This is a genomic window from Rhizobium anhuiense, from assembly GCF_003985145.1.
GTDB classification, from domain to species: Bacteria; Pseudomonadota; Alphaproteobacteria; order Rhizobiales; family Rhizobiaceae; genus Rhizobium; species Rhizobium anhuiense.
In genome coordinates this window covers 17,424-33,892 of sequence record NZ_ML133538.1, presented here as the reverse complement: position 1 = coordinate 33,892, position 16,469 = coordinate 17,424, and the positions used below count along the sequence as shown (strand labels likewise).

Below are 16,469 nucleotides of genomic sequence, written 5' to 3'. Positions count from 1 at the left end.
TGTTGATCTGAAATTCGGCTCGCGCTTCGGCGCGGCCCTTCCTTTAGCTCGTTGTTCCGCGCATGTCGTTATCGCAAAACCGGGCACACTTTTGCGCGACACGCTTTACGACAGACGCCGTCCATCCTCGCCGAAGAGGTGCAGAACTTCGGGATCAAGATGCAGCGGCAGGCTGTCGCCGGATTTCATTCGCTGCTGGCCGGCAAAGACTGCAATCAGCTTCTTACCCCCCGCGTCGGCGTGGACGACGGTCTCCGAGCCGAGTTCCTCGACAAGGATGATGCGGGTGTCCAGCCTCCTCTCAGCAGTTGCGTCGGCAAAGGTGATATGCTGCGGTCGGATGCCGATGCTGACCCTTTCGCCCGTCGGGCGCGCCTCCTTGGCAATCACGGAAAGACGATGGCCGCCGACGGTTTCGACCTCGGCGAAAATGCCCTCGTGACCGACGATGGCGCCTTCGAGAAAATTCATGTGCGGCGCACCGATGAAGCCGGCGACGAAGCGGTTGGCCGGTTTGTTGTACAGTTCCAGCGGTGTTCCCACCTGCTCGATCCTGCCGCCTCTCAACACGACGATGCGGTCGGCAAGCGTCATCGCCTCGACTTGGTCATGGGTGACGTAGATCATCGTCGCCCTCAATCGCGCGTGAAGGGCCGCGAGTTCGGCACGCATGGTGACTCTGAGTTCGGCATCGAGATTGGAGAGCGGCTCGTCGAGCAGGAAGGCATCCGGCCGGCGGACGATGGCGCGGCCGATCGCGACGCGCTGGCGCTGGCCGCCGGAGAGCTGGCCCGGACGGCGCTGCAGGAAAGGGTCGATCTCCAGCATGCGCGCGGCCTCAGCGATGCGCGCTTCGATCTCGGCCTTCGCCACCTTGGTATTCTCAAGACCGAAGGCAAGGTTTTCCCTGACGCTCATATGCGGATAGAGCGCATAGGACTGGAAGACCATGGCAAGGCCGCGATCGGCGGCGCTGATGCCGGTAACATCCTTGCCGTCGATGGCGATGCTGCCGCCTGTGGGCTTATCGAGGCCGGCGATCAGGCGCAGCAGCGTCGACTTCCCGCAACCGGAAGGGCCAACGAAAGCGACGAACTCGCCGTCGTTGACGGCAAGGGAGACATCGCGAATGACCTCGACGGCGCCGAAATTCTTGACGATGTTCCTGAGCTCGAGTCCGCTCATGCACTCTCCTGTTTCATTTATTTCAGCCCCGAGCCGGCGATGCCTGTGGTGATGAACCGCTGCAGGAAGACGAAGATCAGCACAACCGGGATCATCGAAACCACGGTCATGGCGAGGATGTAGTGCCATTGCACATTGAGCTCGCCGGCATAGACGTTGAGGCCGACCTGCAGCGTATAGAGTTCCTTGCGCGAGAGCACGATCAGCGGCCAGAGGAAGTCGTTCCAGCGCCAGACGACCGAGAAGATCGCCAGCACCGCCAGTGCGGGCGCCGACAGCGGCAGGATGATGCGCCAGTAGATTTGCCATTCGCTGGCCTTGTCCATGCGCGCGGCATCGATCAATTCGTCCGGGATGGTCAGCATGTATTGCCGGAGCAGGAACACGCCGGTCGGGGTGGCGACCGTCGGCAGGATGACGCCCCAGAGGCTGTCGAAGAGGTTCAACGTGCCGATGACGGAATAGAGCGGCACGACGATGACCGAGAGCGGCACCATCAGCGTCGCCAGGATCATCAGCATGACGGCGGTGCGGCCGGGGAACTGGTATTTCGACAGGGCGAAGGCAGCCATGGAATTGACGAGCAGCGTAATCGCCGTCGCGACCACGGTGACGAAGACGGAGTTGCGCAGGAACAGGAAGAAATCGAAGCGCTGGAACGGTTCGGTATAATTGCCGCCGGCGAATTCGACCTTGCGCACCGGCGTGCGGTCCTTGATGTTCACCTTGACGATTTCGCCCGGCTGTTTCGGATCGACCATCTGGCCGATGATGCCGATGCGGCGGACCTCGGCGAGCACACGCGTGCTGCCATCCGGCATCGCCGCCTGATAGAGCGGCAACGGCTTGTCGTAGCCCGGCACCACTGCCTGTTCAGTGACATAGGGCAGGACCGATGGCGGGAATTCGGCAAGCGCCGCCGGCGTCTTGAAGGAGGAGAAGACGAGCCAGACGGCCGGGCCGAACATCAGGAAGACGCCCGATATCAGCCAGATCCAGGTCACCACATCCGTCCAGTGCCAGCCTCGGCCGCGGCGGCGGAGCAGAAAGGCGCCGACAGCGCTCATTGGCGTGCTCCCTTCTTCTCGTTGCGGCTGCTGACGCCGAGTTGGATCAGCGTCAGGATGACGAGCACGATACCCATCAGGATCGAGGCGGCGGAGGCAAGCCCCGGGTTGCGCAGCGAACTCGCAAAGCCGGTCTCGTAAATATATTGGGTGATGTACATGGTGCTGGTGCCCGGCCCGCCGCCGGTCAGCACGAAGACCTCGTCGAAGATCTGCACGGCGCGGATCAGCGCCAAGACCAGGACGACAATGAGGTTCGGCATCAGCAGCGGCAGGGTGATGCGCCGGAAGATGCGGGTCGGGCCGGCGCTATCCATCGCCGCCGCCTCGTATAGATCCCGCGGGATCGCCTGCAGGCCGGCGAGGAGGATCAGCGCATAAAAGCCCATATGCGCCCAGACCGAGACGAAGACAGCGAAGAAGAAGGCCCAGAAACGATCGCTGAGCCAGGAGAAGGGTTCGAAGCCGAAGGGGCTCAGCGCAAAATTCAACAGGCCTTCACGCTGCAGGATCCATTTCCAGATCAAGCCGACGACGACCGGCGACAGCAGCACCGGGAAGAAGAAGACGGCACGCCAGAAGCTGCGATTGGAAAGTTCGCGGTTGAGGATCAGTGCCGTTGCGAGCGCCGCGATTAACATGGCCGTCACCTGGAAGACGACGAAGACGGCGGTATTGCGCACGGCCGCCCAGAAGGTGTCGGCCGCGCATGTCGAGGGGTCGAGGTAGCTGCCGCAATCGAAGAGGATGCGGTATTGGTCAGCGCCGACATAGGTCCTGTTCTGCAGGAAGATGGCGCTGCCGCTCGTCGTCGAATAGATGAAATTGATGACCAGCGGCAGAAGCACGAAGACGGTGAAAATCAGCATATTGGGCGCCAGGAAGACGCCCGCCATGCCATTCAGCCCCGTCAGCTTCTGCCAGGCGCGCATGGGAAGATCGATGAGCCCCATCGCCAGCCGGACGGGCGCAAGGAGCGCCTGCCGCAGACTGGTTTTTTTGACAGGTGGTGCTGAAGAAACTGTCTTCGCCGTCATCTGTTCTTCCGTCAGTTGCCGGCGACCTTGGCCTTGATGTCCTCGTCGATGCGGGCATAGGCGTCGTCGAGCTTCAATTCGCCGGCGATCACCTGGCTGATGCGGGCGACGATGGCGCTGTAATAGGCGTCCGACCACTTCCAGCCCGGCAGTTTCATGGCGGGTGCGGCAGTCTGGCCGGCCGCTTCGACGAAGGCTTTCAGCGCCGCCTGCACATGCGGATTGTCGGTCTTGAAGTCGATCTGGCCGGCGGCAACACCCTTATGCGCCGGGATGAACAGGCTGCGCTCGGCGAATTCCTTCTGCACGTCGGCACTTGCCAGGTAATCCATCACCTTGGCGACGTCCTTCGGGTTCTTGGTGTATTTGACGGCGACGAGACCCGCACCGCCCTGCATGCCGGTGCAGGCGACCGTGCCGCAGGGGCTGCCGGCCATCACCCAGTCGAAACTGTCGCCGATCTTCTGGGCGAAGCCCGGCACCTGCCAGCTGCCGGAATAAAGATAGGCGAGGCCACCATTGATGAAGTCCTCGGCGGCGGAACGGTAGGTGGTGCCGGCAGCACTCACCCAGACATCCTTGTTGACGGTGCCATCCTCATTCCACTTGACGAAGCGGCTGAGGAAGTCCTTGGCGCCCTGATCGATCGGCGCCGGCTTGCCGTCGGCGGCGATATAGTTGGCGCCGTAGGAAATGTTCGGACCGGAGACGCGGTGGCCGGAGCGGTCGATCGCCATGGCGAAGACCTTCTGGCTGTCTGCGACCTTCTTGGCCGCCGCCGCCCAATCGTCCCAGGTGGCCTTCGGGCCGGGGATCTCGACGCCGGCCTGCTCGAACAGCGTCTTGTTGGCGAAGCCACCGGTCAGTGTCAGCTGCGTCATGAAGCCGGTGATGGCGTTCGAACCGTCCGGACGCATCCAGTCGGCCTGGGCGCCGAAATTGTCCTCCCAGTATTTCGCGTCGGTGAGGTAGGGTCGGAGGTCGAGCCAGTGCTGCGCCGGCGCCTTCAGATTGGTGACCCGGGCAATATCGGGCCCCTGCCCGGCTTCGAGCTGCACCGGCAGCTGTTCCTTGACAACGTCGTAGGAGACCTCGTCGAGGACGACGTTGACGTCGGGGTTGGCTTTCGAGAAGCGGGAGAGCAGGTCCTTGATCACCTCGCCTTCGCCGCCGTCGGAATACCACATGATGCGCACGTCTCCGGCGTGTGCGGCAACGGAACTCAAGAGAACCGCAGCAAAGGCCGCGCCGATCGATTTCATTCTGGTCATTTTCTCCTCCTCTGACCGATGAATTGCTGCGTCCGGCCGGTCCTCCACCTGCCGGACACGTCGTCTACGAGGCCGCGCGCCGAGGCTGCCTGCCCGGTATCTTGAGATGTACCGCTTCTCCTCGTACCGACCAGTCCGCAGGGCGAAGAATACGGCCTTCGGCACGCACGGTGCCGTCCTCTTCGAAGACGACCCGGCCATAATCCGGATCGATAACGATCAATGCGCCCTCGTCGTCGCGGCGAGCCGAGAGCGCGGCGAAACGCGCCTGCATGCCGTCAAGGCCAGCCTCGCGCTCGATATCGGAGAGACGGACGATCCAGCGACCCTTGCGGCCGGGCAGACGCAGCTCGATATCCGTCGTCGGCCCTTGTTTCACCGGCACCAGCGCCGCGTTGCCGATCAGCATCGCAATCCCGTTGCCGGAGCGAGCAACCGCCAGATTGCCGTCGACCCTCGCGTCGTCGAAGGCCTCGAGCGGGAACCAGGCGTGAGTGAAATCCGGCTGACCCTCGTGGATGTCGAAATCGAGGATCGCCAGATCGCGATACTGGTGCACGCGCGGCAGTGTTCCACAACCACCCCAGAAGCTCGGCCGGCCATAGCCGAACTGAATGGTTTCGCCGGGATGGTTGATCCAGATCTGCGCTTCCGGCCGGTGGCCCAAGCGTAGGTGCAGCACCGTCTCCTGATAACCCCAGGCGCCGGGGCGATAATGGGCGATGGTGCCGAGTGCGGTGTCGCGCGTCTTGTAGTGGTAGAGGGCGGCAAAACGATTCTCGCCCTGGGAAAAGGTCCATTCCTGCGCGGCGTCGGCCTGATGCAAAGCGATCGCCGCAAGCCGTTCCGGAAAGTCCAGGCCGTGGTCGCGGATGCAGACGGCAAGCTGCGGCAAAGCGTGGACACGGCGGCCGTACCAGCCACGCCCCCAGAGCAGGCGGGCGATGGCGGACAGCTCGACCGAGCGGCCGGGGCGCAGCGTATGTTCGTAGGAGCGGCCCTGGCTGCCGGTCAGCATGCCGTGATGGGCCGAACGGGCGACGATCTCCATCAGGCGGATGATGCTGGCGCTCGCCCGGCTGCGGATCGTCTCATCCGGCGCGCAGGCGGCGAGCGCCGTCAGGCCCTTGAGGTCGATCGGGAAATAGGGAACGGAGTTCCACTCGGCCATTTCCCAGCGCTCGAAATGATCGAGCCAGGCGCGGACACGTTCTTCGCCGATCTGCATCTGCTCGGCGCCGGTGCGGCCGGAACGGGCGAAGACGGCATCGGGGAACAGCCTGCCGCCGAGATAGGCGGCGGTATGGAAGAGAAGCGCGTGGTTTTCCGAGAAATACCACTGGACGTCGTTGCCGGGCTCATCCATCCAGTATCGGTAATTGAGGACCGCCTGCTTGATCCTGTCGCGCAGCTCGGATGAGAGCAGATCGCTCCAGCGGGTATAGGCAAAGAGCAGCGGCACCAGCACGAAATCGGCGCAGTCGTGGCAATCCTCGATGACCGGCAGCATGGCCGCGATCATCGCCTCGGTTTCCTCGCCGCCCTGCCCCAGCGCCAGACGCGCAAAAGCACAGACCGTGTCGGGCTCGGAACGGGCGGCGACCTCGGCCAGCGCCTCGGCGACGCGGTCGTTGAGGGCGGCGGGTGCCTCGCCCTGCCGCTCGGGATGACAGATTTCGACGCCGAGCGTGCGGCCGAGCGAAAGCTCGCCTGTTGTGAAGGTGATGCGGAAATGGCGGAAATCGGCCGGCATATCAGCCGAGGCGCCGAGCTCCAGCTTGGTCGCTCCTGCTTTCAGCTCGAAATCATAGTCGAAGCGCTCGGTCGACATGAAGTCGCCTTCGATCTCGACATGGCAGGTCAGCGCCACCGGCAGCGGCACGGGAAAGAGGATCGTCACATCTTCGCCGAGATAGGCGGTGCGGTCGAAACGCATGCCTTCGAGGATCTCCTCCAGCGCATCCGCATCACCGGCGGCGATGGGAACAGGGACCGATGTTTCGACCTCAGGCCCTTCGAGATAATCCAGCTGAAAATAGAACCGGGCGTCGCGCTCGGCGAGATCGTCGAAATAGATGCGGATCTCGTTGAGGCCGGCCTTGAGCTCTATCTCGAAGAGCTGCTGGGCTTCCAGATTGCGCTGGTAAGGCGCCATGAAGCCCTGCTCGCGGCCGTTGACGAAGAGGATCGCGCCGCCGCAGGTCGACAGGCGAAGCGTGGCAGTCCCCACTGAGCGGGCATCGAGGAAGGTGCGCGCCCAGCAGCCGATGTGCGTCGGGCGAAACCAGAAGCCGGAGAGATCGACTCGCGGAGAGGCGAAGGGAAGCCACCAGCGGACGGCCTCGAATTCGCCAGCCGGCTGCGGCCGCCGGCCGGAGAAGGATGTCTTGAATTCGGTGCGGCAGGGATATTCATGCGGGATGAAGTTCTTCGTCTTGGTGACGAAGAAGAACGGATCCATTCTGCCGTCCATCGGACGGTCGGCGACATCGTAGCGCTCCTGCCACAGCTGGGCGAGCTGCCAGTAGACGATCGGACTGTGCTTCTCAGTTGATCGGCGGAGATAAGATTGCTGCTCGGCGGCCATGTTTCAGTCCGCTCGAGCATTGCCACGCCGGGCAAACCGCCGACGCATGGACTGGCCGTCAAGCCGCATCTTCAAAGCCTCCCTGCTCTGCCGCTTGCCGCGGACTCCTCGCAGGTAATTGTGCATAGGCATTCCATTTGCGCAATCTGAAAGATTTTTGCATGATGGCGAAGGAGCGAGGAGATGAGATGACAGGGGAACCGAAAAAAGCCAGGCGTACGCGCCTCGACGACATCGCCGCCAAATGCGGCGTGTCGATCAGCACGGTGTCGCGGGCGCTGGCCGGTGAGAAGGGCGTCAGGCCTGACATTCGCAAGCTGGTGCTGGAAACGGCAAGTGCGGTCAGCTACGCCTTGCCGGCCAGCGTGGCCGGCAAGAAGGTCATGCTCGTCGCCTCCGGTGCGGCAATGATCGACTATGTCCGCAACCAGTTTACGCTCTACGTGCTCGAAGGGTTGAATGCGCGTGCGGCCGCCCTCGGCATCGAGCTTTCGATGCGCCCGATCGCCGACAAGGGGGATGAAGCGCGCGTCGTCGCCGAGATGCGCGATGATCCGAGTTTCGGCGGCATGCTGATCCTGACCGTCGACGAAGAGGACATGCTGGCGGCAGCCGCCGATCTCGGAAAGCCCGTCGTGCTCGTCAACAGCGACGATCCCTATATGCGGCTTTCGAGTGTGACGCCCTGCAACCGCTCGGCCGCCTTCATCGCCGCCGAACGGCTGATCGAGGCCGGGCATGAACGTATTCTCTTCATGCTGCGGCCGGGACGGCGGACGATCGAGCGGCGCCTGGAGGGATGGCGCGATGCCCTGCAGCTTCATGGGCTGAAGGCCGACGCGGATCTGGTGCTCGAAGTCGACGACTGGCTGCCGGACCTCGGCGCCGAGGCGATTACCCGTCTTGTCCGCGAGAAAGGTCTCTCCTTCACCGCCGTCCTGACGGCGGGCGACAGTCTCGCCAACGGCGCCGTGCGCGGCTTGCAGGCGATGGGTTATGCCGTGCCGAAGGACATCTCCGTCATGGGCATCGACGACCTGCCGCAGTCAGCCTTTCTCAATCCACCGCTCTCGACGGTGCATATTCCGATGCGTGAACTCGGCGCCACCGCGCTCGATCTGCTGCGCGACATGATGCTCGGCCTTGCGACGCCACGCCGCCGCGTCGAGCTCGCCTGCCATCTCGTGGAAAGGGGCAGTGTTGCGGCGGTCAACCGCGCCCATGTCGCAACGGAGGATCGCTGAACTCACACCACGTTTAAGGATATCAAGCCTCGATGAAGCTCGCCTCGAACAGTTCCCGTGCATAGGCATCATGGGTGACGCCGGCCTGCAGATCGGCTTTGGTGAGTTCGTCGACGAAACAGCCGTTCTTCATGATCAGCACCCGATCGCACATATGCGCGATGACCGCGAGGTCGTGGCTGACAAGCAGATAAGTCAGCTCCTTTTCCTCGCGCTGATCGGCAAGCAGGTTGAGGATTTCGGCCTGGATCGAGACGTCGAGCGCCGATGTCGGCTCGTCGAGCAGCAGGATGGGCGGCGACAGGATCAGCGCCCGGGCGATCGCCACGCGTTGCCTCTGGCCGCCGGAAAGTTCGTGCGGAAAACGATTGGCGAAGCTCGCCGGCAGGCCGACCTGGACCAGTGCTTTTTCGACCTTCGACCAGATATCGGAATGCCCCATGGCGCGTAGCGGCTCGGCGAGCGCGGTGCCGATGCGATGGCGCGGATGTAGGGATCCGTAAGGGTCCTGAAAGACCATCTGGGCGAATTTCAGCTCCTCGCGGGAGCGCTTTCTTCCGATCGGTTTTCCGCCAAGCTCGATGTGACCGGTCCAACCGGACTCCATCCCGGCGAGGCAGCGCAGCACCGTCGATTTGCCGCAGCCGGATTCACCGACAATGCCGAGCGTCTCCCCCTGGCCGACCTGAAAACTGATGCCCCTGACGACATGGTTGCTTGATTTGCCGGAAGTAAAGACGACATCGAGGTCACGCACATTGATCATTGCGCCGTCTCCAGATCGAGTTTCGCCCTGTCGAGAACAGCAAGCCGGCGAACCGGGTTCTTCGGGTCGGGCAGCGCTGCTATCAGCCCGCGGGTATAGGGGTGGCGGGCGTCCTCAAGGCTGGTCAGGGTTTCGACGATCCGGCCGGCATACATGACGATGATGCGCTCGCAAAAGGCGGCCACCATGCGAATGTCGTGGCTGATGAGGAGCAGTCCGGAATTGTTCTCGCGCACCAGTTCGTCGAGCAGCAGCAGCACGTCCTTGCGGACGCTGACATCGAGAGCCGAGGTCGGTTCGTCGGCGATGACGAGCTTCGGCCGCGCCAGCAGCATCATGGCGATCATCACACGCTGGCCCATGCCGCCCGATATCTGGTGGGGATAAAGCGCCATCACCCGATCGGGATCGCTGATGCGCACGCGTTCGAGCATGGCGCGGGCCGCCTCAAACGCCTGTTTCTTGTGAAGGCCGAGGTGAAGGCGTGCGGCTTCGGCGATCTGCTTGCCGATCGAGAGCACCGGGTTCAGCGAATAGCGCGGATCCTGCATGATCAAAGCGATATCCTTGCCGCGAAGCGCGCCCATCTGACGCTCGGTCTTTGACAGCAATGGACTGCCGGCAAGATCCAGGCGTTCGGCCGAGACCACCGCGGCCGGCGGCAGAAGACGCATGATGGCGCGACCGGTCGTCGATTTGCCGGAACCGGATTCTCCGACGATGCCGACGCGTTCGCGGCCGACATCGAAGCTGACATTGGAAACGGCGGGCACGGCGCCTCGCCCGAAGCGGACGTTCAATCCTTTGACCGAAAGAACAGGCTGCAACTCACGATCTTGCATGGCGGGGATCCAGAATGTCGCGCAGAGCATCTCCGGCGATGTTGAAGGCAAGGCTGGTGAGCAGGATGGCGATACCCGGCATGACGGCGACCCACCAATAATCGAGCATGAACTTGCGGCCGCTGGAGATCATCGCACCCCATTCGGGGGCCGGCGGCTGGGCACCAAGGCCCAGGAAGCCGAGTGACGCCGCCGTCAGGATGATGCCCGCCATGTTGAGCGTCAGACGAACGATGACGGAGGGCACGCACATCGGCGCGATATAGAGAAAAAGAATGCGGATCGGCGAAGCGCCATAAAGGCGGGCGGCAATCACATAGTCGGCGTTTCTGACGACAAGGGCCTCGGCGCGCGCAAGCCTGGCTATCGGCGGCCATGCGGTCAGCGAGATCGCGATGATGGCCGTGGTCAAGCCGGCGCCAAGCGCCGCGGCAAAAGCCAGAGCCAGGATCAGCGACGGGAAAGAGAGAACGATATCGGTGGCGCGCATCAGCAGTGCATCGACGCGTCCGCCGAAGAAACCGGCGACGACGCCGATCAACAGGCCGATCGGCCCGACGATCAAGGAGATGGAAAGCACGGTCTGGATGGTGATGCGCGTGCCGAAGATGAGGCGGCTCAGAATATCGCGACCGAATTCGTCGGTTCCTGCGAGATGCGCGAGGCTCGGCGGTTGCAAGGCATCGCCCAGCGCCTGTATGGCCGGATCGTAAGGGGCCAGAAGCGGCGCGAAGATCGCGATGAAGCAGAGAAGACCGAGGATGACGAACCCCGCAAGGCCAAGCGGCTCGTGGGCCAGTTTGCGGCCGGCGCGCGCCAGCGACGCCGCCATGCGGCTCGACACACTGGGAGGGCGGATCTGAATCTCGCTGCGGATAACGTCGCTCATCGGGCCGCCTCCCTCATACGGGGATCAAACACGGCGTAAGCGACGTCGGCGAAGAAGTTCAACAGCATGAAAATGAATCCAACGATAATGGTGCCGGCGACGACGGCGTTCATGTCGCCGATCATCAGCGCGTTCGTCATGTACTGCCCAATGCCCGGCCAGGAGAAGACGATCTCGGTGACAACAGCGCCTTCGAGCAGCCCACCATAGGAAATGGCCAGGATGGTGATCAGCTGCACGGCAATGTTCGGCAGGACGTGATGCCAGATCGTGCCCAAGGGGCTCACACCCTTGGCACGGGCGGCGATGACATAATCCTGGCTCAACTGTTCCAGGGTGAAGCTGCGTGTCATGCGGGTGATGTAGGCCATGGCCGCATAGGCAAGGATGATGGCGGGAAGAATGATATGGCCGAGTGCATTCCAGAAGATTTCCGTCTCGCCCTGCAGCAGGCTGTCGACCAGCAACAGCCCGGTTTGTGGCGTCACGAGGCCTTCGTAGAAGACATCGATCCTGCCCGGCCCGCCGACCCAATTGAGGCCCGCATAGAAGATGACGAGCCCGACGATGCCGAACCAGAAGACCGGGATCGAATGACCGACGAGCGCAAGCACGCGGGCCGTCTTGTCGATGAAGCTGTCGCGAAACAGTGCGGCGACCAGTCCGAGCGGGACGCCGACGAAAGTGGAGATGATTACCGCCAGCGTCGCCAGTTCGAATGTCGCCGGAAACGCCTGGGCCAGGTCCGAAGAGACGGGATTGCCGGTGAGGACGGCGGTGCCGAAATCACCATGCGCCAACCCGTTCAGATAGAGGAAAAACTGCTGGTAGATCGGAAGATCGAGACCGAGACGCGCCCGCATCGCCGCATAAGCGGCGGGATCGGCGAGCTCGCCGACGATCGCGCCGACCGGATCGGTGGGCAGGATGCGGCCGATCACGAAGGTCACACATAAGAGGATGAACAGGCTGACCAGCAAATGCGCCAGGCGTCGGCCAAATTCGGCTACGGAGAGTTCCTTCATGATCGGCTGCCTCGGGAGTATTACTGGGTTTCAGACTTCGTGACGTTCTCGAGACGCGTCAGCTGGGTCGGATGCCCGATATATCCCTGGACCTTGCTCGACAGGACGATCGGCTCGAAGCGCTCGAACATCGGCAGCACGGCCGGCTTCTGTTCGACGAACATCTTCTGCATCTGCACGTAGAGTTCGCCGCGCTTCTTCGGGTCCGGCTCCATCGATGCCTTGGCGGTCAGGGCCGTCAGTTCTGGAATGTCCCAGGCCGAACGCCAGACGAAGTTGCCGGCATTGTTGGCTTCCTTCGAGTTGTCGGGATTGGACGAGAACTGCTCCATCGAGCCGAGCACGTTCGGCATATAGGCGCTCGTCTGCGGGATCAGCAGATCGAAATCCCGGGCGCGGTGGGCGGCGATGATTTCCGAGCCGTTGCCCTGCTGGATATCGATCTTGATGCCGACCTGGGCAAGCGATGCCTGGATGGCCGTGGCAAGATCGATGCGCGGCGTCTGCGCGATCGTCTTCAGCGTCAGCGACAATCCGTCCTTGAACCCCGCTTCGGCCAACAGTTGCTTGGACTTTTCGACGTCGAGATGCCAATCGGGATTGGCGATCGCATATTCGAAATTCTCCGGAACGGGAACGTTTCTCGCCCGCCCGTAAGGACCCATGATCGTCTTCTCGATGCCCTTATAGTCGATGCCGTAGGCAATGGCCTCGCGAACCTTGGGGTTGGAAAGGTATTGGTTGCCGGCATTCATCGACAGCACGTAGAATCCGCCTGTCGGAATCCGCTGGATCGTAAAGCCCTGCTTGTCCTTGAAGGTCGCGAGATCGGATGCGGTCAGCGCGCTGGCGATATCGATATCGCCGCGTTCGAGCATCAGCCGTTCGACCTGGCTTTCCGGAACATGCCGAACGATGACGCGCTTCATCTTCGGCGCGCCGGCCACATAATCCTTGTTGGCGTCGAGAATAACAAGTTCGTTCGGAGACCAGCGATTGAGCGTGAACGGACCGGAGCCGGCCGAATGCGTGCGCATCCAGGCATTTCCCCAGTCATTGTCGGCGACATGCTTCTGCACTTCGACGCTATCGACCACGCTGGTGGTCGAGGTCGTCAGCCGGTAGAGCAGCATCTCGGCCGTCACCTGGCCGGAAAAATCGACGCGGACCGTCTTGTCGTCGACTGCCGTGACGAGCTTGTCGATATTGTCCTTGTCATAGCCGATGCGCTTGAGGTTGGCGGCGGCGGCCTGGTCGAGCTTCAAGAGCCGTCCCAGCGAATAGACGACATCTTTTGACGTTACCGCATTGCCGGTGGCGAAATTGGCTTGGCGCAGCGTGAAGGTGATGCCCTTGTCGTCGACCTTCCAGCTCTCGGCCAGCTGCGGCACGATCTTGCCATCCGGCGTGCTGTTGACCAGCCGGTCGTAGAGATTCGACATGATCTCGACCGCTTTTCCCTCGGTCGCCTGATGCGGGTCGAGGGACAGAACCTGCGCCAGCGATGTCCCGATCACCAGCTGGTCCTTCGGCGTGGCGGCGTATAGCTGCGGTGCTGATATCGTCAGGGCGCCGATCACGGCGCCGACGAACAAGCCCTTAGAAAAATGCTTCATTGTCAGTCCTCCATAGACTACTATAAGAGACATATTATGTCGCCCGTATGTCGTATTATGATTTATCGAAGTCTGATATGATTTGCAAGACCCGAGCGGGAGACTTGATGCAGAGGGATTGGGGAACGGACTATGACAACACTCGGCCGTGGTCGGCAAAGACTGGCGCAGCAGGTCATCGATCAACTGCGGACACAGATCGAGACGGGGAAGCTGCGGGTCGGCGACCAGCTGCCGACCGAGCCACAGCTCGAATCGACATTCGGAGTCAGCCGCACCGTGGTGCGCGAGGCGATTGCCGATCTGAGGGCAGCAGGCTTTGTCAAGCCGATCCAGGGCAAGGGCGTCTTTGTCGCGGATCCGAAGACGCATTCGGTCCTGTCACTGACGCCGGTGGAAATCAAAAGCATCCCGGAAACCCTGGAATTGCTGGAGTTTCGCATGGCCGCCGAAGGTGAAGCGGCCGCAATCGCCGCCTATCGCCGCACAGCCGAGCAGGAGGCGGCGATCCGCGATGCCAACCGCAAAATGGCGCAACTCATCGAAACCGGACAGCAGACCGTTGAGGCGGATTACGCCTTCCACATGGCGATTGCGGCTGCCACCAACAACCGATTCTATGTCGACGTGCTGCGCCATTTCGGCGCCCGGGCCATCCCTCGCGGACAGTTTCCGACGCTGCCCGAGGCCAATGACCGCGACTATCTCCAAAAGGTTTATGCCGAACATGTCGAAATCCTGTCGGCCATCGCCGATCAGGATCCGGAACGCGCCCGCCAGGCGATGCGCGCGCATCTGATGGCCAGCCAACGCCGCTACCGCATGCTCGCCGAACAGCAATAGGGCTCGACACTCTCCGAAATTCATATTATGTCATATGACATTGTGCAATTTCGAGAGAGACTCAAATGTATCTGGGAACACAGGTGGCCGCGCGGGATGACGACGATTATCGCATCTTCGCGCAACTGGGCGTGAAGCATATCAGTGCCGACCCGCCGGGAAAGCCGAGCAGCTGGACACTCTCCGACATCGAGCGGCATCGCGACAAGGTCGAGAGCTTCGGCCTGATCCTCGACATGATCCAGTTGCCCCTGCCCTCGCAGCCGATCGAGAAGGCGTCCTATCCCGATATCCTGCTCGCCGGACCTGACCGCGACCGGCAGATCGACGCCGTCTGCAAGATGATCGAGAATGTCGCGGCGGCCGGCATTCCCGCCGTCAAATATAATCTCAACCTGATCGGCATTCCGCGCACGCCGGACGAACCGGGACGCGGCGGCTCGCTGAACGCCAGCTTCCGCTGGGAGAAGACGGACCAGCAGGCCGCGCCCGGCCTTGCCGGCGTTCTCTCCGAAGACGAAAACTGGGAGCGGATCGACTATTTCCTCGAACGCGTCGTTCCGGTGGCCGAAAGCAATCGCGTCAGGCTCGCCTGCCATCCGCACGATCCCTATACGCCGCCGGGCTACCGCGGCGTCACGCGGGTGCTGGGTACGGTGGAAGGCCTGAAGAAATTCGTGCTGATGCGGGAAAACCCGTATCACGGCCTCAATTTCTGCCAGGGCTCAGTCGGCGAGATGCTCGAAAATCCGGGCGAAGAAATCGACGACATAATTCGCTGGTTCGGCCAACGCGGCAAGATCTTCAATGTTCACTTCCGCAACATTCGCGGCGGCAAGCTTTCGTTCATGGAGACCTTCCCGGACGAGGGCGACATGGACATGGTCCGCTCGGTCAGGATCTACAAGGAAGTCGGCTTCAAATACATGCTGATGCCGGACCATGTGCCGACCGTCAGCGGCAAGGACCCCTCCGCCACCGCCTTTGCCTTCTGCTACGGCTATATCGCGGCACTTCTGCAAGCGCTCGAAAGCGCCTGACAATTTTCAACAGGTCAAGAATAGGAATTCATGATGAACCCGATTGAATTGAAGAAGGCCGTCGGCAGTGGTCTCCTCTCGTTTCCGGTGACGCATTTCGACGATCAACTCAAATTCGACGAAGCCAAGTACCGCCGTCATGTCGAGTGGCTTGCAGGATATGACGCGGCCGCGCTGTTTGCCGCCGGCGGCACCGGTGAGTTCTTCTCCCTCAATCCCGCCGAGATTCCACAGGTCGTCCGGGCCGCCAAGGCGTCGGCGGGCAAGACGCCAATCATCTCGGGAACCGGCTACGGCACGTCGCTGGCGATCGAGATCGCAAAGGCGGCCGAGAAGGCCGGCGCGGACGGATTGCTGCTGTTGCCGCCCTATCTGATGTTTGCCGAACAGGCCGGGTTGATTGCCCACGTCAAGGCGGTCTGCCAGTCGGTCGGCATCGGCGTCATCGTCTATAACCGCGACAACGCCATTCTTTCGGCCGAAAGCATTTCGCGCCTGGCGGAGGAATGCCCGAACCTGATCGGCTTCAAGGACGGCGTCGGCGATGTCGACAAGGTCATCGAGATCACCACCCTGCTCGGCGACCGTCTCGTCTATGTCGGCGGCATGCCGACCCACGAGGTCTATGCCCAAGCCTATTTTGCCGCCGGCGTGACGACCTATTCGTCCGCCGTCTTCAACTTCGTGCCTGCACTGGCCCAACGCTTTTACGGCGCCTTGCGCACCGGCGATCAGGCGACCGTCGACGAGATCCTGAAGAGCTTCTTCTTCCCCTTCGTCGCCTTGCGCAACCGCAAGAAGGGATATGCCGTCTCGATCATCAAGGCCGGCCTCCGGGTGCTCGGTCAGAATCCGGGGCCTGTGCGCCCGCCTCTGACGGATCTCACCCCGGACGAGCTCGCGCTGCTGGAGAAGATCGTCCAGGCCAACGGCGTCGAACGGATTGCGGCGGAATAATATATCGCGGCAGCAGGCGGCCGGGACGTCCCGGCCGTGCGCCCACCCGCGCGGCGCCCACCCCCCGCGGGGGGCCCCCGCAAACCACACACAACCCCCA

Annotated in this window: 14 protein-coding genes; 4 read left to right on the top strand and 10 right to left on the bottom strand. The window is 62.3% G+C overall.

The features are described 5' to 3' along the window. Positions 1 to 105: 105 nt before the first annotated feature. The 5 genes from EEQ99_RS29855 to EEQ99_RS29835 all read right to left on the bottom strand — a co-directional run bounded on the left by EEQ99_RS29855 (position 106) and on the right by EEQ99_RS29835 (position 7,147). Positions 106 to 1,185, bottom strand: a complete 1,080-nt coding sequence (locus EEQ99_RS29855; protein ID WP_127431582.1) for an ABC transporter ATP-binding protein — start codon at positions 1,183 to 1,185, stop codon at positions 106 to 108. A 17-nt stretch (positions 1,186 to 1,202) separates the two neighbouring features. Beyond that, the gene (locus tag EEQ99_RS29850; protein ID WP_097544432.1) at positions 1,203 to 2,252 is read right to left on the bottom strand and encodes a carbohydrate ABC transporter permease; all 1,050 of its coding nucleotides are present in this window, start codon (positions 2,250 to 2,252) and stop codon (positions 1,203 to 1,205) included. Beyond that, positions 2,249 to 3,289, bottom strand: coding sequence for a carbohydrate ABC transporter permease (locus EEQ99_RS29845; protein ID WP_127431581.1), 1,041 nt, complete (start codon positions 3,287 to 3,289; stop codon positions 2,249 to 2,251). The genes EEQ99_RS29850 and EEQ99_RS29845 overlap by 4 nt, the downstream gene beginning before the upstream one ends. Positions 3,290 to 3,300: 11 nt before the next feature. Next, positions 3,301 to 4,560, bottom strand: coding sequence for an ABC transporter substrate-binding protein (locus tag EEQ99_RS29840; RefSeq protein WP_063475553.1), 1,260 nt, complete (start codon positions 4,558 to 4,560; stop codon positions 3,301 to 3,303). 64 nt (positions 4,561 to 4,624) lie between these two features. Next, entirely contained in the window at positions 4,625 to 7,147 is a 2,523-nt protein-coding gene (locus EEQ99_RS29835; RefSeq protein ID WP_127431580.1) for a hypothetical protein, read from the bottom strand. A gap of 188 nt (positions 7,148 to 7,335) precedes the next feature. Between EEQ99_RS29835 and EEQ99_RS29830 the strand changes: the two genes are divergently transcribed. Then, complete coding sequence (locus tag EEQ99_RS29830) at positions 7,336 to 8,391, top strand: LacI family DNA-binding transcriptional regulator (RefSeq protein ID WP_047615415.1); 1,056 nt, start codon at positions 7,336 to 7,338, stop codon at positions 8,389 to 8,391. Positions 8,392 to 8,413: 22 nt separating this feature from the next. Here EEQ99_RS29830 and EEQ99_RS29825 read toward each other — a convergent pair whose 3' ends face one another. Genes EEQ99_RS29825 through EEQ99_RS29805 form a run of 5 tightly spaced genes read right to left on the bottom strand, consistent with a single transcriptional unit; the run spans position 8,414 to position 13,529 of the window. Continuing rightward, entirely contained in the window at positions 8,414 to 9,157 is a 744-nt protein-coding gene (locus EEQ99_RS29825) for an ABC transporter ATP-binding protein (protein ID WP_047615069.1), read from the bottom strand. Then, positions 9,154 to 9,999, bottom strand: coding sequence for an ABC transporter ATP-binding protein (locus EEQ99_RS29820; protein WP_127431579.1), 846 nt, complete (start codon positions 9,997 to 9,999; stop codon positions 9,154 to 9,156). Before EEQ99_RS29820 ends, EEQ99_RS29825 begins: the two co-directional genes overlap by 4 nt. Next, positions 9,986 to 10,888, bottom strand: a complete 903-nt coding sequence (locus tag EEQ99_RS29815; RefSeq protein ID WP_127431578.1) for an ABC transporter permease — start codon at positions 10,886 to 10,888, stop codon at positions 9,986 to 9,988. Before EEQ99_RS29815 ends, EEQ99_RS29820 begins: the two co-directional genes overlap by 14 nt. Further along, the gene (locus EEQ99_RS29810) at positions 10,885 to 11,913 is read right to left on the bottom strand and encodes an ABC transporter permease (RefSeq protein WP_028758114.1); all 1,029 of its coding nucleotides are present in this window, start codon (positions 11,911 to 11,913) and stop codon (positions 10,885 to 10,887) included. The genes EEQ99_RS29815 and EEQ99_RS29810 overlap by 4 nt, the downstream gene beginning before the upstream one ends. A gap of 20 nt (positions 11,914 to 11,933) precedes the next feature. Continuing rightward, positions 11,934 to 13,529: an ABC transporter substrate-binding protein gene (locus tag EEQ99_RS29805; RefSeq protein WP_127431577.1), complete on the bottom strand. Its 1,596-nt coding sequence runs from the start codon at positions 13,527 to 13,529 to the stop codon at positions 11,934 to 11,936. A gap of 132 nt (positions 13,530 to 13,661) precedes the next feature. On the opposite strand from EEQ99_RS29805, the gene EEQ99_RS29800 reads away from it, so the two are divergent. From EEQ99_RS29800 to kdgD, 3 genes are all read left to right on the top strand, one after another. After that, positions 13,662 to 14,372 carry a FadR/GntR family transcriptional regulator gene (locus EEQ99_RS29800; protein ID WP_028758112.1) on the top strand — a complete coding sequence of 237 codons (711 nt, stop codon included), beginning with the start codon at positions 13,662 to 13,664 and terminating at the stop codon, positions 14,370 to 14,372. Positions 14,373 to 14,437: 65 nt separating this feature from the next. Continuing rightward, positions 14,438 to 15,412 carry a mannonate dehydratase gene (locus EEQ99_RS29795; protein WP_028758111.1) on the top strand — a complete coding sequence of 325 codons (975 nt, stop codon included), beginning with the start codon at positions 14,438 to 14,440 and terminating at the stop codon, positions 15,410 to 15,412. Between the two features lie 30 nt (positions 15,413 to 15,442). After that, positions 15,443 to 16,369 (top strand): 5-dehydro-4-deoxyglucarate dehydratase, encoded by a 927-nt coding sequence (kdgD, locus tag EEQ99_RS29790; RefSeq protein WP_028758110.1) that lies wholly within the window; start codon positions 15,443 to 15,445, stop codon positions 16,367 to 16,369. The last annotated feature ends 100 nt before the right edge of the window (positions 16,370 to 16,469 follow it).